Annotated in this window: 24 protein-coding genes; 14 read left to right on the top strand and 10 right to left on the bottom strand. The window is 64.8% G+C overall.

Annotation, left to right across the window (positions count from 1 at the left end):
• Positions 1-15 precede the first annotated feature (15 nt).
• Positions 16-768 (bottom strand): MOSC domain-containing protein, encoded by a 753-nt coding sequence (locus BEP01S_RS03515; RefSeq protein ID WP_062240595.1) that lies wholly within the window; start codon positions 766-768, stop codon positions 16-18.
• A gap of 67 nt (positions 769-835) precedes the next feature.
• Positions 836-2,182, bottom strand: coding sequence for an MFS transporter (locus tag BEP01S_RS03510; protein ID WP_244882039.1), 1,347 nt, complete (start codon positions 2,180-2,182; stop codon positions 836-838).
• A gap of 94 nt (positions 2,183-2,276) precedes the next feature.
• On the opposite strand from BEP01S_RS03510, the gene BEP01S_RS03505 reads away from it, so the two are divergent.
• Positions 2,277-2,846, top strand: coding sequence for a cysteine hydrolase family protein (locus BEP01S_RS03505; RefSeq protein WP_062240594.1), 570 nt, complete (start codon positions 2,277-2,279; stop codon positions 2,844-2,846).
• Positions 2,847-2,889: 43 nt separating this feature from the next.
• Positions 2,890-3,312 carry an OsmC family protein gene (locus tag BEP01S_RS03500; protein ID WP_062240593.1) on the top strand — a complete coding sequence of 141 codons (423 nt, stop codon included), beginning with the start codon at positions 2,890-2,892 and terminating at the stop codon, positions 3,310-3,312.
• Between the two features lie 5 nt (positions 3,313-3,317).
• Here the strand turns inward: BEP01S_RS03500 and BEP01S_RS03495 are convergent, their stop codons facing one another.
• From BEP01S_RS03495 to BEP01S_RS03485, 3 genes are all read right to left on the bottom strand, one after another.
• Positions 3,318-4,178: a PPK2 family polyphosphate kinase gene (locus BEP01S_RS03495; RefSeq protein ID WP_062240588.1), complete on the bottom strand. Its 861-nt coding sequence runs from the start codon at positions 4,176-4,178 to the stop codon at positions 3,318-3,320.
• Positions 4,179-4,223: 45 nt separating this feature from the next.
• The gene (locus BEP01S_RS03490; protein WP_157070504.1) at positions 4,224-5,054 is read right to left on the bottom strand and encodes a hypothetical protein; all 831 of its coding nucleotides are present in this window, start codon (positions 5,052-5,054) and stop codon (positions 4,224-4,226) included.
• Between the two features lie 94 nt (positions 5,055-5,148).
• A complete protein-coding gene (locus tag BEP01S_RS03485; RefSeq protein ID WP_039212475.1) occupies positions 5,149-5,835 on the bottom strand; it encodes a trimeric intracellular cation channel family protein in 687 nt (228 codons plus the stop codon).
• A 142-nt stretch (positions 5,836-5,977) separates the two neighbouring features.
• Here BEP01S_RS03485 and BEP01S_RS03480 point away from each other — a divergent pair, with 142 nt between their 5' ends.
• Entirely contained in the window at positions 5,978-6,850 is an 873-nt protein-coding gene (locus tag BEP01S_RS03480) for an alpha/beta hydrolase (protein ID WP_039211867.1), read from the top strand.
• A 68-nt stretch (positions 6,851-6,918) separates the two neighbouring features.
• Here the strand turns inward: BEP01S_RS03480 and BEP01S_RS03475 are convergent, their stop codons facing one another.
• Positions 6,919-7,422, bottom strand: a complete 504-nt coding sequence (locus BEP01S_RS03475) for an OsmC family protein (RefSeq protein ID WP_052240173.1) — start codon at positions 7,420-7,422, stop codon at positions 6,919-6,921.
• Positions 7,423-7,530: 108 nt separating this feature from the next.
• Between BEP01S_RS03475 and BEP01S_RS03470 the strand changes: the two genes are divergently transcribed.
• From BEP01S_RS03470 to BEP01S_RS03440, 7 genes are all read left to right on the top strand, one after another.
• Complete coding sequence (locus BEP01S_RS03470) at positions 7,531-9,120, top strand: molybdopterin-dependent oxidoreductase (RefSeq protein WP_244882038.1); 1,590 nt, start codon at positions 7,531-7,533, stop codon at positions 9,118-9,120.
• Positions 9,121-9,280: 160 nt separating this feature from the next.
• The gene (locus BEP01S_RS03465) at positions 9,281-9,976 is read left to right on the top strand and encodes a fasciclin domain-containing protein (RefSeq protein ID WP_062240583.1); all 696 of its coding nucleotides are present in this window, start codon (positions 9,281-9,283) and stop codon (positions 9,974-9,976) included.
• A gap of 130 nt (positions 9,977-10,106) precedes the next feature.
• The gene (locus BEP01S_RS03460; protein WP_062240581.1) at positions 10,107-10,769 is read left to right on the top strand and encodes a sigma-70 family RNA polymerase sigma factor; all 663 of its coding nucleotides are present in this window, start codon (positions 10,107-10,109) and stop codon (positions 10,767-10,769) included.
• Complete coding sequence (locus BEP01S_RS03455; protein WP_062240576.1) at positions 10,766-11,653, top strand: anti-sigma factor; 888 nt, start codon at positions 10,766-10,768, stop codon at positions 11,651-11,653. The genes BEP01S_RS03460 and BEP01S_RS03455 overlap by 4 nt, the downstream gene beginning before the upstream one ends.
• Before the next feature lie 46 nt (positions 11,654-11,699).
• A complete protein-coding gene (locus BEP01S_RS03450) occupies positions 11,700-12,290 on the top strand; it encodes a class I SAM-dependent methyltransferase (protein WP_062240574.1) in 591 nt (196 codons plus the stop codon).
• 113 nt (positions 12,291-12,403) lie between these two features.
• Positions 12,404-13,828, top strand: coding sequence for a sensor histidine kinase (locus BEP01S_RS03445; RefSeq protein WP_062240572.1), 1,425 nt, complete (start codon positions 12,404-12,406; stop codon positions 13,826-13,828).
• Positions 13,825-14,481: a response regulator gene (locus tag BEP01S_RS03440; protein WP_062240569.1), complete on the top strand. Its 657-nt coding sequence runs from the start codon at positions 13,825-13,827 to the stop codon at positions 14,479-14,481. Before BEP01S_RS03445 ends, BEP01S_RS03440 begins: the two co-directional genes overlap by 4 nt.
• Positions 14,482-14,522: 41 nt before the next feature.
• On the opposite strand, the gene BEP01S_RS03435 is transcribed toward BEP01S_RS03440, so the two are convergent.
• A complete protein-coding gene (locus BEP01S_RS03435; RefSeq protein ID WP_062240567.1) occupies positions 14,523-15,029 on the bottom strand; it encodes a DinB family protein in 507 nt (168 codons plus the stop codon).
• A gap of 186 nt (positions 15,030-15,215) precedes the next feature.
• Between BEP01S_RS03435 and BEP01S_RS03430 the strand changes: the two genes are divergently transcribed.
• From BEP01S_RS03430 to BEP01S_RS03415, 4 genes are all read left to right on the top strand, one after another.
• Complete coding sequence (locus tag BEP01S_RS03430) at positions 15,216-16,103, top strand: ABC transporter ATP-binding protein (RefSeq protein WP_062240565.1); 888 nt, start codon at positions 15,216-15,218, stop codon at positions 16,101-16,103.
• On the top strand, positions 16,100-17,239 hold the full coding sequence (locus BEP01S_RS03425; RefSeq protein ID WP_062240563.1) for an ABC transporter permease: 1,140 nt from the start codon (positions 16,100-16,102) through the stop codon (positions 17,237-17,239). Before BEP01S_RS03430 ends, BEP01S_RS03425 begins: the two co-directional genes overlap by 4 nt.
• Before the next feature lie 325 nt (positions 17,240-17,564).
• On the top strand, positions 17,565-18,140 hold the full coding sequence (locus BEP01S_RS03420) for a GNAT family N-acetyltransferase (RefSeq protein WP_062240561.1): 576 nt from the start codon (positions 17,565-17,567) through the stop codon (positions 18,138-18,140).
• A gap of 133 nt (positions 18,141-18,273) precedes the next feature.
• The gene (locus tag BEP01S_RS03415) at positions 18,274-19,704 is read left to right on the top strand and encodes an amino acid permease (protein ID WP_062240559.1); all 1,431 of its coding nucleotides are present in this window, start codon (positions 18,274-18,276) and stop codon (positions 19,702-19,704) included.
• A 36-nt stretch (positions 19,705-19,740) separates the two neighbouring features.
• On the opposite strand, the gene BEP01S_RS03410 is transcribed toward BEP01S_RS03415, so the two are convergent.
• From BEP01S_RS03410 to BEP01S_RS03400, 3 genes are all read right to left on the bottom strand, one after another.
• Positions 19,741-20,475 (bottom strand): ABC transporter permease, encoded by a 735-nt coding sequence (locus tag BEP01S_RS03410; RefSeq protein WP_062240557.1) that lies wholly within the window; start codon positions 20,473-20,475, stop codon positions 19,741-19,743.
• Complete coding sequence (locus BEP01S_RS03405; protein WP_083532496.1) at positions 20,472-21,290, bottom strand: ABC transporter ATP-binding protein; 819 nt, start codon at positions 21,288-21,290, stop codon at positions 20,472-20,474. Before BEP01S_RS03405 ends, BEP01S_RS03410 begins: the two co-directional genes overlap by 4 nt.
• A gap of 108 nt (positions 21,291-21,398) precedes the next feature.
• The gene (locus BEP01S_RS03400; protein ID WP_062240555.1) at positions 21,399-22,034 is read right to left on the bottom strand and encodes a TetR/AcrR family transcriptional regulator; all 636 of its coding nucleotides are present in this window, start codon (positions 22,032-22,034) and stop codon (positions 21,399-21,401) included.
• Positions 22,035-22,080: the final 46 nt, after the last annotated feature.

Below are 22,080 nucleotides of genomic sequence, written 5' to 3'. Positions count from 1 at the left end.
TTGGAACGTGGCCACTCAGGTGTCCGGAGCCGCAGAGGTTTCGATGACTTCGGCGTTGACGCCGAAGTACGGTTCACCCGCCTCATTCCGCGGGCGGCTGGCGACAAGCGTCTTGAGCAGGTTGCTGCCCCGCTCGCCGGTGATCGGGTCGAGATCGAGGATGGCGCACCGCGCAATCGGTTCCCCGATCCGCACACGCAGAGCGCCGACGTCCGGCACGTTCAGCATCACATCCCTGCCTCGCCAGGTCTCTTCAATGAAGGGTTCGTCCGTGTCGAGGACGAGGGTGGCACGGAAGCGGGCGGCCTCATCTAGCAGCTCGTGGTGACCGGACTGATCGGCGAGTTCCCTCATCGAAGCAGTCGTGACGATCGACAGGCCAGCTCCGTAGATCACGTCCCCACGGTGTGCGCGGGCCAGCCGGACCGACTTTCCCAGCCACTCGGAGGCGAGCGCCGAATGCGGACCGTCGGTGAGTTCCAGGTCGACCGGTCGCTTCCAGTAGGAGCAGGTCAGGCGCTCGCCCGAGCCGGCTGGCTCCCCAGAGGCAGAGCGCCCGTCGGGCAGGGTGACCGTCAGTGTGTCGTCGACGAGTGAGGTGGTCATTCGGATGAGCCGCGGATTCTGCACGGTCTTGAGCACCTGCGCTCGCTCGACATCGACGAAGCAGAACGGGCGGTCGCCGACCGGCCCCTGAGCATCGACGATCGCTCCCGGTCGGGCCTCGTGCCGGGTGCCTTTGATATGGGCGAAGCCGATCGATGGCACGCCGAATTCCCGCGCTGGAGCAGGTGACGGGGGCGGAGCAACCTGGCGCCAGGTTGCTGCAGCGCCGTCAGGTAGCAATTGGGGCATGGGGGTTGCGTCTTCCTGTGACGGCGTAGGTTCCGATGGCCACCGCGCCGATCGCCAGGACCGTGCCGCCGATGATGACGGCTCCGGGGATCGTGGCGATCGTACCGAGCACTCCCACGGTGACTCCGGAGAAGGTCTGCATGCCGGGGCCGAACGTCGCATAAGAGCCGATGACGCGACCGCGGATCTCGGGCGGAGCCTCGAGCTGGATGATCGCCATCTCGGTCGACTCGGCGGTGATCTTCGAGACTCCGGCGATGACGAGCATGATCACGGCCACCCACAGGTGGGAGGTCAGAGCGAAGAGCAGTGAGCTGACACCCATCGCCGCAGCAGCCAGAGCAGCCGCAGCCGGAACGGCCTTGATCCACCCGGTCGCTTCGAGCCCGAAGCCGCCGAGCACCCCGCCGGCGCCCATGGCGAAGAGCAGCACGCCATAGGTGAAGTCGCTGTCCCCGCCGACCGGGTTGAGGATGTCGCCGAACACCGGCATCGCCGTCTGCAGCACCGCCCCGATCGTCGTCGAGGCGAGCGCGGCCAGCAACAGCATGCCGACGATCGCGCGATTGTGGCGGACGTCGATGAGCACCCGCAGCGACTGGATGAGAGTCGTCCGCGCAGTGCGCACTCCTCCGCTGCGCAGATGCCCGGTGAAGGGGGTGCGGATGAGGAAGATCGTCAGCGGCAGATAGAAGACGATGTTGATGAAGATGCCCCACGTGGCACCGACCCCGAGCAGCAGAGCGGAACCGACGACGGGACCGAAGAGGATGCCGAGGCTGCGGAACGTGGCATTGAGTCGGACCGCGCTCGGCAGCTCCTTCCGGTCGACGAAATCATGGAGCATCATCTGCTCGGCCGGACCCCACAGGCAGCCGGCGAGCCCGTGGATGACGAGCAGCACGCAGGCCTGCCACAGCTGCAGGGAATCGGTGAGGAAGAGGATCCCCCAGCACAGGGACACGACCATGAACATGATCTGCCCGATCTGGATGAGGCGGCGGCAGTCGAATCGTTCGGCCAGTGACCCGGCATAGACGGACAGCAGCAGGAACGGCAGCCAGTGGCTGATGAGTTGGAACCCGACGAGCGCCGGGGATTCGAACTTCTGCCACAGCACCCAGTAGGTGATGACGTGTTCGATGTTGTCGCCCATCATCGCCGTGCCCGACCCGACTAAGTAGGGCGCAGTCTTCCAGCTGCGGAGCACGCTGAAACGTCGCGGACCGGCCGCACTGCCCGCGCCGGCTTGCCCCGCGCCAGCTCGTCCGGCGCCCACTTCATCGGGGTCCGCCTCGGCACCGTTGTCCTCGGAGAAATCGCTCACTCCCCCATTCTCACACCCGCGGAACCGGCCGGCGTCGAGCTCTTGTCTGCTGGGATCGAGGCGAGGACAATGATCCTTGATCAAGGAGGATCACATGTCCACAGCTCAGCCGCCGACGTCCGCCCGCTCGAACTCCGCCCTTGTCGTCATCGACGTCCAGAACGGAGTGATGCAGGCCAGTTGGAACTCCGAATCCGTCGTCTCCACGATTGCCGATCTCGTCGACCGCGCCCGGAAGACCGGCACCGAGGTGGTCTGGGTCCGGCACAGCTCCGGTGAGCTGCCGATCGATTCCCCGCAATGGCAGATCGTCGACGCGCTCTCCCCCGCCGACGGCGAATCCATCATCGAGAAGACCCACGGCAACACCTTCGAGGACACGGACTTCGAGGAGGTGCTCGCCGGGAAGGACGTCGGCCACCTCGTCGTCACCGGCGCCCAATCGGATGCCTGCGTGCGCTCGACGATCCACGGCGGCTTCGCCCGCGGCTACGACGTCACCCTCGTCACCGACGCCCACACCACCGAGGATCTCACCGAATGGGGTGCTCCTCCACCGGAGCAGGTCGTCTCCCACACGAACCTGTACTGGCAGTTCGAATCCGGTCCCGGCCGGCAGGCTCGTGTGCAGGAATCGGGTGAGGTCGACTTCACCAAACCTTGACCGTCCCAGCTCCTGCCACCCGGAAGTCTGCCATCATTAGTCCATGAGTGAAGACATTCGCAGCATCGAACTGACCCGCATCGCCGAGAACCACTACCGCGCCACCGCCCCGAGCGGAGCGAGCATCGAATTCGGCCGCGGCGAGGGTCTCATGACCCCCGTCGAACTGCTCCTGGCCGCCGTTGCCGGCTGCTCGTCGATCGACGTCGACACCGTGACCAGCCGTCACACCGAACCGACGAAGTTCGACGTCGCCGCGACCGCGGACAAGATCGACGAGGACGGAGCCTCTCGCGTGGACAACGTTCACCTCGACTTCGACCTCGCGTTCCCCGACGACGAGGAGGGCAGGAAGGCCGATGCCCGCGTCGAACGGCTCGTCGGGCTCTCTCACGACAAGTACTGCACGGTCTCACGCACGGTCGAACACCCCACGAAGGTCGACTTCAGCATCCGTCGCGACTGAGGTCCTCAGCTCTCGGCGAGTCGCTTCTTCTCGATCTCGACGTCGAAATCGGCGGCGGGCCACTGCGGGTCGATGCCTTTGAGGACGTAAAGCAGCAGTCGCTGCACGGCCAGCCGGGCGTACCATTTCCGGTTCGCCGGCACGACGAACCAGGGAGCCGCCTCGGTGGAGGTTCGGTCGAAGGCGGCCTGGTAGGCATCCATGTAGTCCGGCCACAGGAGTCGCTCCTCGACGTCTCCCGGATTGTATTTCCAGTGTTTGTCGGCACGGTCGAGCCGTTCGGCCAGGCGCTCCTTCTGCTCGTCCGGGGAGATGTGGAGCATGACCTTGACGATGTGCACCCCTGCCGCGACGAGTTCGGCTTCGAAGTCGTTGATGGCTGAGTAGCGGCGCTCGATCTCGGCGCCGTCGGCGAGTTCGCGGACGCGGCCGATGAGCACATCCTCGTAGTGGGAGCGGTCGAAGACGCCGATCATGCCGGGCCCGGGTACGCGTGAGCGGATGCGCCAAAGGAAGTCGTGGGCGAGTTCCTCTTCAGTCGGTTTCTTGAAGGCGGCGAGCTCGACACCCTGCGGATCGACGGCTCCGACGACGTGGCGGACGATTCCGCCTTTGCCCGCCGTGTCCATGGCTTGCAGGACGAGGAGGACGGCGGGACCGGAGTCCTCGTCGTGGTGGGCGGCGAAGAGGCGCTCCTGCAGGTCGTTGAGCTCAGCAGACAGCGCTTCGAGATCTTTCTTCCCGCTCTTCTTGTCCCCGTCGTAGCCGGGGGTGGATTCGGGATCGACCTCGCCGAGGCGGAATCCCTCCCCAGCGCGCAGTAGTGGTGCAGGATCGGTCGTCCAGTTGCTCGTCGGCTCACTCATGCGTTCATCTTTCCAGGTGGGAAGGGCCGCGTCTATACCGACAACTCACCGCCGAGGCGGCTGCTGAGGTCCGTCGATACCCGGCAGCGGATTCTCATTCGTCAGTCCGCGCAGACGCCTGTCCGCAAGGTACCCCTGGTAGGCCGCATCGCGTTCGCTCGCAGTCATCTGCGGCTTCGGCTTGTCAATGACATTGCGCATCGCCGCGAGCGCCGTCAGCACCGCCAGACCGGACAGCGCCACGGCCACCCAGATCATCGTGACAAGCAGGCTCGGCGGGTTCTCAAAGACCTGCACACCGGCGAAGAAGATGAGGAAGGCAAATCCGAGATACGGCAGCAGCAGCCACAGCGCGACTTTGTAGCCGCCGATCATCATCGGCATCATCATGCACGTGCTCCACGCCATGCCGCCGATGAAGAAGAGCAGAACGAGGAAGAAGCTTGCCGGATCGGCGTTGAGTTCCGCGGCAACCGTTCCGGGAACGGCCCGCACGCCGAGAAAGAACGGCCAGACCAGCGCCACCAGGGAGACGATCACTGCGGAGGCGACCACGCCGAGGAGAATCAGAGGAATGAGACCCTCACGCCGGAACCCGTCATCCGGTCGTTTGTGCTCCATGAACAGGAACGGGAAGAAGAAGGCGAGGCCTGCGGCACAGATTCCCATCCACATCGCATCCGCTTCGATGATGTCGAAGTTGTTGCTGACCATCAGCCCCGTCGAGGCGAGCCAGATGAAGAAGGTGAAGAACAGTGCCCCGAACAACGAGACCCCGAGGACGCGCACAAAGTCACGCGTCCGTGTCGGAACCGGTTTCTCCTCATGCAACGGAAGTGGCCCCGGTGGCGGCGGTCCGGGCGGTGTCTCACTCATGATTTCATCGTCGCACACCCACAGGCGCCCCATACAGGCAGCGATGTGTCAGCCTCGACACCGCTGATTTCGACGAAGCGAGACACCGACGCCCTCAGTCCGGTTTCCGGAACACCGACGGCAGCTTCTTCTTCACGCGCTGCCCGGTGTCCCGGTACGACCATTGCCGCATCGGCTGTGGCACCCGCCACTGCAGCTTCCAGGCGAGCATGCGGAACCCGAAGGCGGCGGCCGCGATGATGAGTGAGGCGATGGCACCCAACAGTCCGGTCACCTCGGCGATGATCGTCAGCCCCGAACCGAACAGGGCGGGGATGAGGTAGAGGTCGGTGCCGCGGAAGATCGCCGGATCCTCACTGGCCACGGCATCGCGCATGAGTCCGCCGCCGCACGCGGTCAGCGCACCCATGAGCAGCGCCGCCGGATAGTTCGTCCCAGCGGACAGCGCAATCGTCGTTCCGGTGACGCTGAAGAGGCCGAGGCCCATCGCGTCGAAGGCGACGATCCAGATCCGTGCCCGGGAGATGTGGGAGCCGATGATGTAGATGAGCAGGGTCGCAATCACCGGCGGGGCGAGGTAGATCGGTTGGCCGATGGCGTTGGGCACCCGGTCGAGGAGCACATCGCGGATCATGCCTCCGCCGATGCCCGTCATCGTGCCCAGCACCAACCCGCCGGTGATGTCGAAATTGCGTCGCGCGGCCAGAAGCACTCCGGAGACTGCGAAGACGAAAGTGCCGGTGAGGTCGAGGGCGAGGAACAGGAACTCCTGCAAGTTCATCTCCACCTCGGCTCCTCTCGTCGCTCCGTGCCCGATCCGGTGCCGAGCGTCCTACCAGCCACTGTAATCCGCTTCGACATCCAGTGAGCCATTTGTCTGGTGTTCCGTTCCCCATCGCCGAGGCGGCCGCTAGGCTGAGGAGATGACGCAGCCGACGCTCATCCTCGTCCACGGCGCTTTCGCCACTTCCTTCTCTTTCGCCCCGTTGCAGGCCGAACTCGCCTTCCACGGAGTGCGCTCGGCTGCGGTTGACCTGCCGGGTCACGGTTTCGCCGCCACCTTCCCGCTCGGGTATCAGGCGCCTCAGGACCTCGCCCGGTTCACCTCGGAGCCGGGATCGATCAGGGGTGTGACCGTCGACGACAATGTCCGGGCTCTCACCGAGGCGGCGGCCCGTGCCAAGGAGCACGGACCGGTGGTCATCGTCGCCCACAGCCGCGGCGGGGCCACATTGACCGCGCTGGCGAATGCGCATCCGGAGCTCATCGACCACATGGTCTATGTCTCCGCATGGGCACCGGTGGACCTCCCGGCCGCCGAATACAATGCCGAACCCGAAATGAAGACCGTCGACAATGCGGCTCTCGCTCGGGCCCTGGCCGGTGATCCCGGGCAGTTGGGACTGCTGCGCTGCAATTTCCGCCAGGCCGACCCGGAAGTCCTCGACGGGTTGAAAGCACTCTTCTGCGCCGACGTCAGCGATGACGAATTCCGCATCTTCCTGAACTCACTGCAGCCGGATGAGAACCTCGACGCGGGAGGGCCCGAACACCGGGCGCAGGCGGGCACGTGGGGGACGATTCCGCGTACGTTTGTCCGCCTCGGCGAGGATCGGAGCGTGCCGACCGCGATGCAGGATCGCCTCATCCGCGAAGGTGATGCGCTCACCCCGGACAATCCCTACCGGGTGCGCACGCTCATGTCGTCCCACGTGGGATGGCTGATCCGCCCCGCCGAGGCGGCCATGCAGATGGCGCAGATCGCCGCCGACGTTGCCGCGGAGTCCGACAGGTAAAGCGCAGGTGCCGACGGAAGAGGCCCCGACCGTGACAGTCGGGGCCTCTCGTTCTCTGCTCAGCCGGTTCAGCTGAGTTGGAAGTTGTCCGGGTTCTTGTACGGTTCGATCTCGACGACCGGGGTGCCCTTGCCCATGAGCAGTTTGGAGATGGGGCAGCGAGCGTGGGCGCGGGCAGCGTACTTCTCGGCGTCGGTGTCCGAGACCCCTTCGATGGAGATGAACGCCTTCGGAGCGAAGTAGAAGCCGTTGCCGGAGGGTTCGTTGTGCAGTTCGACCTCGACGCGCACACGTGAGAGTGCTTCGATCTCGTTGACCGCGAGAACGACCTTGAGCGTTTCACCAAGGCAGGTCGACCAGGCCATGGCAAGGAACTGTTCCGGGTTGTTGCCCTCTTCGACCCGTGAGGTCGGGGCGGTGGACAGGGTCTGGCCGTCTTCGACGCGCACCTCGCCCGAGGTACCGCCGAGGTTCTCGACCTTCGCGGTGTAGATCGGCGCACTCGGGCTCTTCGGCTCATCCGCATCTCCGGTCGGAGCCTGCGGCTGGGCGTATCCGGGTTTCTCAGTCATTGCACCATGCTACGACAGGCACGCAACGAGGTCATTGGCGTTTCAGTGAATGGTCAGTAACAAAACCCGCAGACCCATCCGCCGTCCCGGCGGCTCCGAATGATCACTATGAATCGGAAAACCCGTGCAACCCACCGTTTCCGCGGCGTCGTGGCAGGCATCGCCGCCGCACTCATGATGTTCGGTCTCGCAGACCTCATCGCGCGTGCCTTCACCCCGAGCGCCGCACCTCTGCTCACCCTCGGTCAGGCGATCATCCCACTGGCTCCCCCGGCGGCGATCAAACCCGTCATCGCCTTGTTCGGTGACAACGACAAACTCGTCCTCGTCCTCTCCACCGGCCTCGGTGCGATCGTCGTCGCCGGCCTCATCGGAGCACTGGCGGTTTCCCGCCGGCGTCTGGCCACGACACTGCTGGTCGTCGCCGGGCTCGTCCCCGTCATCGTCATCGTCCTGCGCCCCGAAGCGGGTGCCATCGACGTCATTCCTACGCTCATCGGCATTGCGGCTGGCATCGCGGTCTTCGTCATGCTGCTGCGCCTCGGAACACCCCAAACCCTCGCCGAGGCGGTCGACCGTCCCGATATCGCCCCCAGTATCGCCCGCGGCTCCCAGCCGTCGGATCCGCTGAGTCGACGTCGCTTCTTCGGCCTCGCCGGGGCCCTCGGCGCCATCGGGGCCGTCACCATCGCCGCCGGTCAGACCGTTGCTTCGCTGGCTCAGGATGCCGGAGCCGCGGTGGCCAAGCTCGTTCTGCCCACCCCTGCGAAGAAGGCGGCCGCGGTCCCTGCGGCCGCGAGCACCGGCGTCGACGGCACGGTTCCCTTCGTCACCGAGGCCAAGGACTTCTACCGCATCGACACGGTCCTCTCACCACCGGTCATCGACCCCGAACAGTGGTCGCTGCGCATCCACGGCATGGTCGAGAACGAGCTCACCCTGACGATGGACGACGTGCTCGACCTGCCCCTCGAAGAGCACCACATCACGCTCACCTGCGTATCCAATCCCGTCGGCGGAGAGCTCGTCGGCAATGCGACCTGGCTCGGCTATCCCGTCCGCGAACTCCTCTCCCGAGCACGCCCGAGCTCGCAAGCCGATATGGTCCTCTCCCATTCCTTCGACGGGTTCACTGCCTCAACTCCGATCGGTGCACTGACCGATGACCGCGCCGCACTCCTGGCGGTGGGAATGAACGGCGAACCGCTCACACCGATCCACGGGTTCCCCGCCCGCCTCGTCGTCCCCGGACTCTACGGATTCGTCTCCGCGACGAAATGGGTGACCGAGCTCGAGGTCACCCGCTTCGATGAGAAGACCGCCTACTGGACCGACCGCGGGTGGGACGCGAAAGCACCCATCCTCGTCGCCTCCCGCATCGAAGTGCCCAAGCCCCTGGCCAAGGTCCCAGCTGGGGACATCAGTGTCGGGGGCACCGCCTGGGCACAGCATTCGGGAATCGACCGCGTCGAGGTCAAGCTCGATGACGGCGAATGGACACGGGCCGACCTCGCCGAGGAGGTCACGATCGACACCTGGCGACAGTGGCGGACCGATTTCGCCGAGGTGGCCGCGGGCTCTCATACCCTCACCGTGCGTGCCACGGACAAAGACGGCACCGTCCAGACGGGGAAACGTCGAGATTCGATCCCGAACTCGGCCACCGGCCACCACCACATCCAATTCCGTGTCGAATAGCTGTCCCTCCGGGGCCGCCTCGGCGAAGGAATTCTCATATTTCTTCCCCATCCACCCATCCGAACCGGGCACCGCACCGAATACCGAGTACACAGCGAGCAATGGAGATCACTTCACAGCTGTGCGCGAATACGCATCACTGTTGATTAGGAGAAGAACAATGAAGACACTGCTTCGCACACGCACCGCCACCATCCTCTCGGCCGGCGCCATCGGCCTTCTGGCTCTGAGCGGCTGCGGTGGCATGGATTCCGGTTCCGGAGGGGAGGAGTCCGGTTCGGATTCGTCCAGCTCCGAATCTCAGCCCGCTGACTCGACCGAGTCCGAGATGCCCGACGAATCCGGCGATTCCTCGATGGCCGATTCCGATCTCGTCGGCTCCGGCTGCTCGACATACGCGGAAGAGAACCCGGACGGGGCCGGATCTGTCGAGGGCATGGGCCAGGATCCAGTCGCCACTGCGGCCTCGAACAACCCGATGCTCACGACCCTGACCAAGGCGGTCTCGGGCAAGCTCAATCCCGATGTCGACCTCGTCGACACCCTCAACGGCGACGAATTCACGGTCATCGCACCGGTCGACGACGCCTTCGCCGACGTGCCGAAGGACGACCTCGACGCCCTGGCCAAGGATTCGGACATGCTGACGAAGGTGCTGACCTATCACGTCATCCCGGGTCAGCTCTCCCCCGATGAGATTGCCGGCGAGCACGAGACCGTCGAAGGTTCGAAGGTGACAATCTCCGGTGAGGGCGAGGACATGAAGTTCGACGATGCCGGACTGGTCTGCGGCGGCGTCAAGACCGCCAACGCCACGGTCTACATGGTCGACGCCGTGATGATGCCCGGGAAGTGACGACGACGCACCGAACGGTGGTGGCCGGGGAACGATCAATGCTGTCGCGATCGGGCCCTGGCCGCCGTCGTCTACCCCCACCCCCTGGACGTGGCACGACGCGCAGTCCGAGGGATGACATGATTGGTCAATGAGTTCAGACGAACCGACGGCGTTTCGGTACGGACCCCCAGGGTCCGATCGGCAGGAAAACCGCCCACCAGTCGCCGCCGACTCCGGAATCGCCTCGGCGGAGGCGGCCACCGCACCGGATCCCAGCGGTGACCTGCTGCTGCGGATCGCCGCAGGCGATCGGTCCGCGTTCGACGAGCTCTTCACCACCCAATCGCGCATCCTCATGGCCGTGATCCTCCGGATCGTCAAGAGCCGATCACTCGCCGAGGAGGTCCTGCAGGAATGCTTCACCGAGGTGTGGACGCGGTGTTCGGGCTTCGACCCGGCCCGGGGAACGGGCAGGGCATGGCTGGTCACCCTGTGTCGCAGACGAGCCATCGACTGTGTGCGCAGCGTTCAGTCCCAGCAGGACCGTGACTTCGCCGACGGGCTGCGCACCTCCGCGGAAGCTGCGGACGGAGTCGAGCAGACCGTGATCGATCGGGCGGAGTCGGACCGCACGGTCTCCGCGTTGAAGATCCTCCCCGAGGAACAGAGCACGCCGATCGTCATGGCCTTCTATCAGGGTCTGACCCACGCTCAGATCTCGGAGGATCTCAAGGTGCCGCTGGGTACCATCAAGTCACGGATCAGAGACGGAATGAAGAAGCTGCGAGACGAGTTGGAGGCGAGTCGATGAGCACCGATCGTGATTATCTGGCCGCCGGCCTGGCCTTGGGCGGGCTGAGCGACTCCGAACTCGCCGAGGCTCAGGCGCTTGCCGAGTCCGATGCCGACTTCCGCGCCGAGGTCGCTTCCTACTCAGACGTCATGGCCGAAGCAGCCGAGTCCGATGAACCGGTCGAAGTCAGCTCGGCGACTCGCGAGGCGATTCTGTCGATCCCTGAGAACCACGCCCAGGAGTCGGCACAGGAACCGGCTCCGGAGACGTCGTCAGCCGCCGAGGCGAAGGCCCCACCGGCCGGTGAGACCTCGGCTCCGCCCATCGCCGCTGATGCCTCCAACGATCCTCAGCCGGCACCGACGTCGCTGAGCGACCATCGACAGGCACGCAGGCCCGACCCCCGCGCTGAAGGCGCAGGAGATCCACAGCCTCGCCGCATCTCCTGGTTGCCGTGGGTCGCGGCCGCGGCCGCGATCGTTGTCGCCGCCGGTCTCGGCGGGACCCTCTGGCAGCAGCAACAGCGGCAGAACGCCCTGGAAGAGGAGCTGGCCGCGACTCAGCAGCAGTTGGATGATTCTGCCCGTCTCATGGAGGCCAGTGATCTGCGTACGCACACCGAGAAGCTGCCCGAGGGCGGCTCTGTCACTGTTCTCTCTTCCAAGAGCGAGCAGCTCATCCGCCTCAGCCCCAAAGACATCGGACAGCCACCGGCCGGAAAGTCGATGCAGATGTGGGTCATCGGTGCCGACGGCCCGGAAAACGCCGGCCTGATGGCGGATGAGCCGGTGACCATCACCGGCGAAAAGTTCACCGACGGCAGCGTCTTCGGTATCACCGTCGAACCCGAGGGCGGTTCGAAGCAGCCGACCACGGATCCGATCGTCGCCATCGACCTCTAGCGGACAAGCGAGTAAGCTTCGTCGCATCGGCGGCGAAGGAGCTGATATGTCCGATTTCGAGTGGGACCCGGAGACCTACCTGGCGCTCATGGCCGAAGAGATCCCAGACTACCCGCGCCTGCAGACCGAGGTGGCCGCTGCGGCAGCCACCGGAGCACCTGCGTCGATCCTCGATCTGGGCATCGGCAGCGGGCTGACCGCACAGCGCGTCCTCGAAGCCCTCCCTGAGGCCCACCTGCTGGGCGTCGACGCGAGTTCCGAGATGCTTGCAGCCGCCGAAGCGACCCTCAACCCCGAACGCACCGAGCTGCGGATGGGTCGCCTCGAAGAACCGTTGCCGGACGGGCCTTTCGATCTCGTCATGTCGACTCTCGCCGTCCATCACCTCTCCGGCTCCGGCAAGGCCGACCTCTTCGTCCGCATCGCCGCGGTGCTCGAGCCCGGTGGGAGGTTCGTCCTCGGAGACCTCGTCGTGCCCGCCGATCCGGCGGACGTCGTCACTCCGATCGACTGGATCGATGACACTCCCAGTTCCCTCGATGAGCAGCTGACCTGGCTCGCCGAGGCGGGACTGACCACCCACGTGCACTGGCAGCACCGTGATCTGGCAGTCGTCGTCGCTGAAAAGCAGAGTTGAGAGACAGCGCTGAGGTCTCGGTTCCCCTGCTCCACCACCCGTGGGAGCACCACTCCGCGAATTCCCCATTGCGGCGGATACCGGCGGGGCACGGCACTGTCTAAGCTGGAAGGATGACGGAGGACAGAACGAGCGAACCACGGACCTCGGCACGCCTGTCGGCCGCGGCTCGCAAGCCGAACCGTTCCGACTTCTGGCTCGTTGCCGCCCTTACCGTCGGCTCGCTCATCTTCGCCATCCTCTATGAAGGCAGCGGGTTCTGGGAATTCAAGGCCCCTCTGTGGGTCGTCTGCATCCTCTCCGTCGTTGTCACCGTGCCCCTGGTGTGGCGTCGTCGGTTCCCGAATTTCATCGCATGGTTCATCACCACGCTCTACGTCACCGCGCAGATCCTGCAGATGATGGAACCCGGCGTCTCTCAGATCGTCCTCTTCACATCGGTCTATGCGATCGGCGCGTTTCGCTACAGTCAACGTGCCGCGTTCATTTCACGCTGTCTGCTGTGCCTGGCCATCCTCATCTATGTCATCGTCTCGGCGGCCCTGCAGTTCCAGGATCTCGGCGACCTGACTTTCGTCCAGTTCGCCGCGGCTACCGGGGTGACTTTCCTGATCAACACGGTCTTCTTCGGTGGAGCGTGGCTCTTCGGCAACCGGGCGTGGAAGCAGCGGCGACTGCTAGAGGAACTCCGTGCGGCCAACGAAGAGGTCCGTGAACAGGAGCAGCAGCTGACTCGGCAGGCTCTCGACCTCGAACGCGTCCGCATCGCGCGGGAACTCCACGATGGAGTCGCCCACCATATCGCCGGGGTCGGCATCCACGCCGCTGCCGCACGTCGCAGCCTTGAGAAGAACCCCGCCAAGGCCAAGGAATCGCTCCAAGTCATCGAATCCTCGACTCGCGAGACCGTCGACGAACTCCGAGCCCTCGTCTATACGCTGCGCGAAACGGACTCGTCGACCGACGTCACCGCCGCCACGGACGGCACAGCCGCGACCGGCGGCCAAACGGCTGAAAAGCTGGCTGACGCCGCTACGGCGGCATCGACGAAAGGCAACCCCAGCCTCGGCGACCTTCCGGAACTCATCGAATCGGCCCGACGATTCGACCAAACCGTCGAGTACGCGACGATCGGGAACCCTCGCCCGCTCACTCCGATCACCGAGATGTCGATCTACCGCGTGATTCAGGAATCCCTGACCAACTGTTCTCGTTACGCGGGCACCGGCGCCGAGGTGGCTGTGCGGCTGCGCTACGGCAGCACCGATCTCGAGGTGGAGGTCAGCGATTCGCGCCCGTCACGAGGTTCGGTCACGTCCGGTTCCACTGAGACCCGGGCCGAGGTCAAGGGGCTAGCAAAGAGCGAAGGATTGGGACTGGGCATCGTCGGCATGAGGGAACGCATGACCGCTCTCGGCGGCAACCTCGAGGCAGGACCGAAGTCCCGCGGAGGATGGATCGTCCGCGCCCGCATCCCCTACCCGCGCAGCACCGCAGATCACTTGTCCTCTGATACTCCAGCAAAGGCAACCACATGATCCGAGTCCTCCTCGTTGACGACCAGTCCATGGTCCGCACCGGCTTCCGCACGATCCTCGAAAGCGAGGACGGGATCGCCGTTGTCGGCGAGGCCGAGAACGGGCAGATCGCCATCGACAGGGCACTTGAACTGTCACCCGATGTCATCTGCATGGATGTGCAGATGCCGGTTATGGATGGGCTCGAGGCGACAGAGGAGATCGTCCGCCGCGGCGCTGCCGGAGCGGTCCTTATGCTCACGACCTTCAACCGCGACGACTTCCTGTTTCGTGCACTCGATGCCGGCGCAAGCGGTTTTCTGCTCAAAATCGCCGAGGCCGAGCAGCTCATCGACGCAGTGACCGCCTTGGCCGCCGGAGACGGTCTGCTCTCCCCCGAGGTCACTCGCCGTGTCATCGAACGATCCGTGTCCACCCCGGAACCTGCGACGCCGACAGCTCCTGAGCTCGACCACCTCACCGACCGCGAGCTCGAGGTTCTGCGATTGGTGGCGACCGGGGCCAGCAATTCCGAGATCGCCAACAACCTCTTCGTCGGTGAGGCGACCGTGAAGACCCACGTGTCGAACCTGCTGTCGAAACTCGGCATCCGCGATCGCATCCACGCAGTGATCTGGGCGTATGAGAACGGAGTGGCGAAAGTCGGGGGCTAGACAGGTCGCCACTGCCGTTGGCGCCGCCGCGCGGCGAGCAGTCAGTCGCCGACGGTACGGTCGATCATCTCGCGCAGAATGTCTGCGTGTCCCGCGTGCCGGCCGGTCTCCAGGATCAGGTGCAGGTACACCCACCGCAACGTCAGCTCCGGGCCCTGCGGCGAGTAGTCGAGGCTATGTTGGGCGGCGATCTCTCGGGAGCGGTCGCACTCCGCCTGGTAGGCACCGATGACGTCGTCCAGATTCTCGTGCGGCTCCAGCTGCAGATCGGCTTCCGGGTCTTCCTCGGACCACGGCGGTGTCGGCAGTACCGCGGCGGGGATCTGCCCTATCTGCCGGGCGAATGCGCCCAGTTCCACCCACCGCAGGTGTTTGATCAGGCCGCCGAGGTTGGTGCCGGTCGGAACCGGGCTGCGCCGGGCGTCCTCTTCCGAGACGCCGCGGGCTTTGCGCACGACGGCGTCGCGCAGATAGTCCAGGAACGTATCAAGCTGTTCGCGTTCACTGGCGGCGACTACGCTGCCGAGAATTTCGCTCGGTCGAGTCATGGGCTGAATTCAGCACGCGGGCGGCCCCGGGCAACAGGGGATATCCGGACTTTTCGCAGTCGCAGCTATGGGTGGCAGATGGGAGTCGAGGCTGCAACCTGAGGCGCTGCATTCCCTCGCACAGCGGGTCTCGATTTCATCCTTGCGGCTGATCCCTTCACGCCGCCCTCCACATAGCGTTGAGACATGATCACCTTGGAGAACATCAACCGCAGCTTCGGCGACAAGCAGGTGCTGCACGACCTCAGCTTCGACATCAGCGACGGCCGGATGACCGGATTCGTCGGTTCGAACGGCTCCGGCAAGACCACGACCATGCGTATCATCCTCGGCGTCCTCGCCGCCGATTCCGGGCGCATCCTCATCGACGGCACTCCCATCACCGCCGGCCACCGCAGCACGATCGGCTACATGCCCGAGGAACGCGGCCTCTACCCGAAGATGCCGATCATCGATCAGCTCGTCTACCTCGCCCGCTTCCACGGACTCACCCGTCAGGCCGCGAAGAAGCGCGGTCTCGAGCTCCTCGACCAGCTCGACCTCAAAGGCGAACCCACCGATACTCTCGAATCGGTCAGCCTCGGCAATCAGCAGAAGGTCCAGATCGCCGCGGCCCTCATCCACGATCCGCAGGCCCTCATCCTCGACGAACCGTTCTCCGGACTCGACCCTGTCGCCGTCGACCGCACCCTGAACGTCCTCACCTCTTTCGCTGCCTCCGGTGCTCCGGTTCTGTTTTCCAGCCACCAGCTCGACCTCGTCGAACGTCTCGTCGACGACCTCATCATCATCAACGACGGCCGGCTCGTCGCCGCCGGCACCACTTCGGACCTGCGCCGCCAACGCAGCCTGCCCGAATGGACGCTGCAGACGGATTCCGACCTCGGCTGGGTGCGGGGACTACCCGATATCTCCGTCGTCGAATTCGACGGCAATTGGGCCCGGTTCACAGCCCCGAACGCCGATTCCGCCGAGGCGGTCCTGCGCAAAGCGCTCACCGTCTCCTCGGTGTCATCCTTCACCCCGCACGAAGTCGCCCTCAATCGTCTCTTCCAGGAGGTCACACAGTCATGAGCGCTACCGACACGACCAGCACTGATAGCGCCCACACGACGCAGACCGGGGCGAACCGCGCCGGATTCACCACCGCGATCGGACTCGTCATCGAACGCGAGATCATGGTCAGGCTGAAGTCGAAGGCCTTCATGGTCTCGACGATCTTGAGCATCGTCCTCTTCGGCGTACTCGTCGGGGTCTCCGGAGCGCTGCCCTCACTGTTCTCCTCCACGGACAAGGTGGCGGTCACCTCGGCGGGGGCGAAGGCAATCGAGGGGATCGACGGTATCGAGACCGTCGAAGTGGATGACGTCGACGAGGCAAAAGCCCTGATCAACTCCGAGGAGGTCGAATCTGCCGTCGTCGAATCGGAGGATTCGCCGACCGGGGTGGCGGTGCTGTCCCTGCGTTCGGCACCGGAATCGCTCATCGGCGCACTCAGTCTCACTCCTGAGGTCGAACTCCTCGATCCCGACGCCCCGGACCCGGCTCTCACCTACTTCATCGGGCTCGGCCTAGGTCTGGTGTTCTTCATGGCGGCGATGACGTTCGGGAACACGATCGCCTCGTCCGTGGTGGAGGAGAAGCAGTCGCGGATCGTCGAGATCCTGCTCGCGTCCACCTCGGCGCGAGTGCTCATGTTCGGCAAGGTCATCGCGTGTACGATCCTCGCCTTCGCGCAGATCGGGCTCACCGCGGTCGCGGTCCTCGCGGGTGCCGCCATCAGCGGAAACGACATGGTGTTGGGCAAGGTCGCCGAACCGATCGCCTGGTTCATCCCGCTCTTCATCGTCGGCTTCGTCATGGTCGCCGCCCTCTATGCGGCCGCCGCCTCGATGGTCTCGCGCACCGAGGACCTGCCATCGACGAGCACACCGATCATGATGCTCATCTTCCTGCCCTATATGGGCGTCATCATCTTCTCCTCGAACGAAACGGTCATGGCGGTGCTGTCCTACATTCCGTTCTCGGCAGCGGTGGCAGTGCCGATGCGCGTCTTCCTCGGCACCATCGCCTGGTGGGAGCCGCTGGTGTCCCTGCTCATCCTCATCGTCACCACGTTGCTCGCGCTGCTGCTGGCCACAAGGATCTTCGAGCGCTCGATTCTGAAATCGGGGCCGAAGCTGACGTGGGGGCAGGCGCGGAAGAAGTGACGATGCTCGGGCCGAACAGTGAGTTAACTGACGCTTCATGTTCCCTCCACTCGTTTCGCGTGAGTACTGAGTAGGTTGGAGGCCGTCCGCTCCCTCACCTCATCCACGCACCCGTCCGGGCCCAGCCTCCGGCGCTGCTCGGAACCCTCCGACTCAATCGACTTCGTCAACGAGGCGAATCTGGACTCGCTTGTGCTCGGTATCTTCGCAGAGGGCAATTTCCCCGTTCGCTGGGAGAAGCCGAGCGCCACAATTTATAGGCGAACCCGCGCCGATCACCGGCGTCGTTCGTCATCCCCACAGGTCGACCTGGCAGAGTAAGCCCATGGAATCACTCGAGCTCCCGCTGACCACTGACCGACTGCGCCTGCGCTCGTATCGCGAGACCGACGCCGAGGCGCACCTTCCGATCTACTCCCGTGAGGACGTCTCCCGGTTCCTCCTCCAGGATCCCTGGACCGCCAAGGTGGCCGAGACCGAGATCGCCAAACGCCTCCCCCGCACGGGGCTCGAGACCGAATCCCGTACCCTGGCGCTGGTCATCGAAACTGCCGACGGTCTCTATTCCCTAGAAGGCTCACGCGTCATCGGCGATATCGCGCTGTGGCTCGAAGACGGCAGTGATGAGAAAGCGGAGATCGGCTGGATCCTCGATCCGGCCGCCAGCGGCCACGGCTTCGCCACCGAAGCGGCCATCGCCGTCCTCAACGTCGCCTTCGATCACTACGGCCTCCACCGGGTATTCGCACAGATGGACTCGCGGAACACAGCCTCGGCGAAGTTGGCTCGCAGGATCGGCATGCGCGAGGAAGCACACCTGCGCAAGGACTGGTGGTCGAAGGGCGAGTGGACCGACACCCTCATCTTCGGAATGCTCGCCAGTGACAGGCAGACGGCTTGAGTGATCTCTGACTCTTTGCTCCGGGGTCCGTCTACTACCTCCTTGTCCATATGAGATTCTGAGATGGCCGTGGGGCCGAGACAGAACGCGGATTCGAAGGGTGGCCCCGGGCAGTCGAGAGTCAAGGACACCCATGGTTTCAGCTGACGAACACGGGGAGAACGCAGGCCTGAAAAGAGGCCTGACCGCTCGCCATATCCGTTTCATGGCCCTCGGCTCGGCCATCGGCACCGGCCTCTTCATGGGCTCCTCCGAGTCGATCCAAGCTGCCGGGCCGGCAGTGCTGCTCGCCTATATCATCGGCGGCGCCGCCGTGTTCATGGTCATGCGCGCCCTCGGCGAACTCGTCGTCCGCCACCCCGTCTCCGGGTCCTTCGGCCAGTATGCCTCCCGCTACATCCACCCCTTCGCCGGGTTCCTCGTCGGCTGGACCTTCGCCTTCGAAATGGTCCTTGTCGCCGTCTTCGACGCCACCGCGATCGGCGTGTACATGGGCTTCTGGTTCCCCGAGGTGCCGCGGTGGATCTGGGTGCTCGCCGTAGTGTTCTTCATTGCCGCGATCAACATGATCGGAGTGAAGGTCTTCGGTGAGCTTGAGTTCTGGTTCGCGCTCATCAAGATCGTCACGATCATCGCCCTCATCGCCTCAGGCATCGCGATCATCATCTTCGGCTTCGGCATCGCCGACCACGACCATATGGGACCGCAGGCCCTGTTCGACCACGGCGGCTTCTTCCCCAATGGAATCTGGGGTCTGCTCACTTCGTTCACCATTGTCATGTTCGCCTTCGGCGGCGTCGAAATCATCGGCGTCACCGCTGGAGAGGCGCAGAACCCGAAGAAGGTGATCCCGGCAGCCATCAATTCGGTGCCGGTGCGCATTCTGCTGTTCTACGTGCTCACCCTCGGCGTCATCATGTGCATCCTGCCGTGGAACCAGATCACCTCCGACGTCAGTCCCTTCGTCGCGATCTTCGACTCCGTCGGTTTCACGGCAGCCGCTGCCGTCCTCCAAGTCGTCCTCATCACTGCGGCGCTGTCTGCGATGAACGCCGATATCTACGGCGCCGGCCGGATGCTCCATGGGCTGGCTGAACAGGGGCAGGCCCCACGGTCCTTCGCCCGCACCTCCCGCAATGGCGTGCCCGTGATGACAGTCATCACCATGGTCGTCGCCCTGCTCGTCGGAGTGCTTCTCAATTACCTCTACCCCGACCTGGCTCTGTTCCTGCTCGGGGCACTGGCCACCTTCGCCACGCTGCTGGTCTGGCTGGTCATCCTCGCCGCCCACCTTCGGATGAAACGCGCGATCACCCGGGAGAACCGTCTGCCCAGCGAATTCCCCGTGCCTTTATGGCCCCTCGGTTCCTGGCTCACCGTGGCATTCATTCTCTTCGTGCTGGTCATGGTCGGCATCGTCCCCGACTCGCGCCCGGCGCTGTGGGTCGGCCTGCTGTGGGCTCTCGCCCTGTGGCTGTGCTACCTCGCGTTCGTCCGCGGGGACGGTCGCCGACCCCACGAACTCAGTGACCGCACCGAGCCCATGGGGTCCTCGGCGAACTGATGCCTCAGCTCGTGGCACCCCAGGCCCCGCCCCGCCTCACGGCGTCCGACGCCGAAGGGTGAGCGAACCGACGATGACGGCGCCGACGATCCAGCAGGCGATGAAGAGCACTCTCAGCCAGATATAGGCGGTGTCCTCGTCACCGGTCGACACCGCGTCCAGTGCATCGATCGCGTGCGAGAGCGGCAGCCAGTCGCCGATCACCTCGAGCACATCGGGCAGCTGATCACGCGGGAGGAAGATCCCGCCGAGGAGGATCTGTGGGAAGACGAATACGGGCATGAACTGCACGACCTGGAACTCGGTACGTGCAAAAGCGCTGGCCAGCAGGCCCAAAGCCGTACCAAGCAGCGCATCGGCGATCGCCACGACGAATAGCAGCCAGACCGGCCCTTCGATCTCCAGACCGCACACCAGGGTCGCGTAGCCGACGGCCACGGCCGTCTGCACGACGGCAAGCAGTCCGAACGCCAAGGTGTAGCCGAGGATGAAGTCACCGCGCCCCAACGGCATCGACAGCAGCCTCTCGAGCGTTCCGCTGCGGCGTTCGCGCAGGGTCGCGATGCTGGTGACGAGGAACATGACGATGAACGGGAAGAGCGCAAGCATCGCCGGCCCGATATCGGCGAACACCTCGGTCTCATCGAAGATCCACGCCACCAGGCCGATCAGGAGGCTCGGGACGATGAGCAGCAGGGCGATCGTGCGCGGATCATTCCGGATCTGGACGAGGACGCGTCCCGTTGTCGCCAGAGTGCGCATCGGGTTCATCGCCGACCTCCCTTTTCCGCGCCGCGGACCCTGCCAACGCGACCGCCTCGCGAGAGCAGATGGGTCCCCGATCGCCGGCTCCGCCCGGAAGATCCCCTTCCAGCCGTGTCCGCTTCGATGATGTCGAGGAACGCTTCTTCCGCCGAGGCGGCCCCCGTGCTGGAGAGCAGATCGCGCGGTGTCGTATCGGCGATGATCGCGCCCTCCCGCATGAGCAGCAGTCGGTCACAGCGTGTGGCCTCATCCATGACGTGGCTCGAGACCAGCAGCGTCGTTCCCTCCACGGCGAGGCCGCGGAAGAGGTCCCACAGATCACTGCGCAGCACAGGATCGAGACCCACGGTCGGTTCGTCGAGGACCAACAGGTCCGGGGATCCGAGCATCGCCGCGGCCAGTGACACTCGGTTGGCCTGACCTCCGGAGAGCGTCCGTGCCAGCTGATCGGCTTGCCCTGTCAGGTCCGTGCGTTCGAGGACTCGGTCGACATCGGTCTTCGGAGCGCCCTGCACTCGTGCGAAGTGGCGCAGATTCGCCCGCACGCTGAGGTCGTCATAGATGCTCGCCGACTGCGTCATATAGCCGACTCGGTGGCGCAGATCTGCCGATCCGGCAGGTCGGCCCAGCACCTGGACCCGTCCGCCTGCGACGATCTGGACCCCGACGACGGCCCGCATGAGTGTCGTCTTTCCGCTGCCGCTGGGCCCCAACAGCCCGACGATCGCGCCCCTGGGCAACTCGAGGTCCAGTGAGTCGATCACTGTCTTTCGACCCCTGCGGATCGTCAGCCCTCGTGCCTCCACCGAATTATTCATCATGTGCTGAATATGACACCCGAGGGTGCTTCGGTCAAGGGTTCTCAGGGAGAGATTTCATGACTGCCGCCCCACCGCTGGTGAGGCGCAATCGTGCTGGAGCCGTTCGGCTCACTTCGCGTCGCTGACCCCGTCGAGATGGCCCTGCACGGCGGGCGACAGGCGTGCAGTGAGATCGTCGACCGACATCGACGCCAGGGGTTCGAGGTCGAGGACGTGGCGAAAAATGAGCGCGCCCGCCATCTGAGTGAGGACGAGGCTGGCTCGCAGGTCAGCCTCGGCACTGTCGACACCGCTGGCCTCGATCCTGCGCATCACCGACCCTTTGAGCTCACGCAGCAGAAACTGCCTGATCAGACGGCCGGCCGCCGAGTCGCTCACCGCAGACCGCAGAACGGTCACCCCGATCGATTTCACGCTCGAGCGTTCCCAGGCGCTGAGCACCGTATGTACGAGAGACTCGCCGAGGCGGTCATCCGGTACGTCCAAAGCCGAGCGGACGATGTGGTCAGGTCGCACGGGAAGCTTGACCACCTCGGCGAAGAGCCCGGCTTTGGACTCGAAATAGTGGTGAACGAGTGCGGAGTCGACCTGGGCACGACGGGCGATGCCGCGGATCGACGCTTTGTCATAGCCCTTTTCGGCGAACTCGGCCGAAGCGGCATCGGTGATCGCTGTCCGAGCGTCACTGCCGCTTTCCTTAGGTGGGCGCCCCCTCCGGCGGGGCCCCGGCTTCACATCCGCCATGCTCCCCAGAGTATCGTGTGGCCCAGTTGCAAAAGGTCTGCACAAC

Source organism: Brevibacterium epidermidis NBRC 14811 (assembly GCF_001570805.1).
GTDB lineage: Bacteria > Actinomycetota > Actinomycetes > Actinomycetales > Brevibacteriaceae > Brevibacterium > Brevibacterium epidermidis.
The sequence above is the reverse complement of the archived record's forward strand: the minus strand, read 5'-3'. Positions and strand labels throughout refer to the sequence as shown.

Coding starts and splice junctions, on each gene's coding strand:
- BEP01S_RS03505 (WP_062240594.1), top strand. CDS start 2,277: ATGTCCACAGCTCAGCCGCCGACGTCCGCCCGCTCGAACTCCGCCCTT.
- BEP01S_RS03500 (WP_062240593.1), top strand. CDS start 2,890: ATGAGTGAAGACATTCGCAGCATCGAACTGACCCGCATCGCCGAGAAC.
- BEP01S_RS03495 (WP_062240588.1), bottom strand. CDS start 4,178: ATGAGTGAGCCGACGAGCAACTGGACGACCGATCCTGCACCACTACTG.
- BEP01S_RS03490 (WP_157070504.1), bottom strand. CDS start 5,054: ATGAGTGAGACACCGCCCGGACCGCCGCCACCGGGGCCACTTCCGTTG.
- BEP01S_RS03485 (WP_039212475.1), bottom strand. CDS start 5,835: ATGAACTTGCAGGAGTTCCTGTTCCTCGCCCTCGACCTCACCGGCACT.
- BEP01S_RS03480 (WP_039211867.1), top strand. CDS start 5,978: ATGACGCAGCCGACGCTCATCCTCGTCCACGGCGCTTTCGCCACTTCC.
- BEP01S_RS03475 (WP_052240173.1), bottom strand. CDS start 7,422: ATGACTGAGAAACCCGGATACGCCCAGCCGCAGGCTCCGACCGGAGAT.
- BEP01S_RS03470 (WP_244882038.1), top strand. CDS start 7,531: ATGAATCGGAAAACCCGTGCAACCCACCGTTTCCGCGGCGTCGTGGCA.
- BEP01S_RS03465 (WP_062240583.1), top strand. CDS start 9,281: ATGAAGACACTGCTTCGCACACGCACCGCCACCATCCTCTCGGCCGGC.
- BEP01S_RS03460 (WP_062240581.1), top strand. CDS start 10,107: ATGAGTTCAGACGAACCGACGGCGTTTCGGTACGGACCCCCAGGGTCC.
- BEP01S_RS03455 (WP_062240576.1), top strand. CDS start 10,766: ATGAGCACCGATCGTGATTATCTGGCCGCCGGCCTGGCCTTGGGCGGG.
- BEP01S_RS03450 (WP_062240574.1), top strand. CDS start 11,700: ATGTCCGATTTCGAGTGGGACCCGGAGACCTACCTGGCGCTCATGGCC.
- BEP01S_RS03445 (WP_062240572.1), top strand. CDS start 12,404: ATGACGGAGGACAGAACGAGCGAACCACGGACCTCGGCACGCCTGTCG.
- BEP01S_RS03440 (WP_062240569.1), top strand. CDS start 13,825: ATGATCCGAGTCCTCCTCGTTGACGACCAGTCCATGGTCCGCACCGGC.
- BEP01S_RS03435 (WP_062240567.1), bottom strand. CDS start 15,029: ATGACTCGACCGAGCGAAATTCTCGGCAGCGTAGTCGCCGCCAGTGAA.
- BEP01S_RS03430 (WP_062240565.1), top strand. CDS start 15,216: ATGATCACCTTGGAGAACATCAACCGCAGCTTCGGCGACAAGCAGGTG.
- BEP01S_RS03425 (WP_062240563.1), top strand. CDS start 16,100: ATGAGCGCTACCGACACGACCAGCACTGATAGCGCCCACACGACGCAG.
- BEP01S_RS03420 (WP_062240561.1), top strand. CDS start 17,565: ATGGAATCACTCGAGCTCCCGCTGACCACTGACCGACTGCGCCTGCGC.
- BEP01S_RS03415 (WP_062240559.1), top strand. CDS start 18,274: ATGGTTTCAGCTGACGAACACGGGGAGAACGCAGGCCTGAAAAGAGGC.
- BEP01S_RS03410 (WP_062240557.1), bottom strand. CDS start 20,475: ATGAACCCGATGCGCACTCTGGCGACAACGGGACGCGTCCTCGTCCAG.
- BEP01S_RS03405 (WP_083532496.1), bottom strand. CDS start 21,290: ATGATGAATAATTCGGTGGAGGCACGAGGGCTGACGATCCGCAGGGGT.
- BEP01S_RS03400 (WP_062240555.1), bottom strand. CDS start 22,034: ATGGCGGATGTGAAGCCGGGGCCCCGCCGGAGGGGGCGCCCACCTAAG.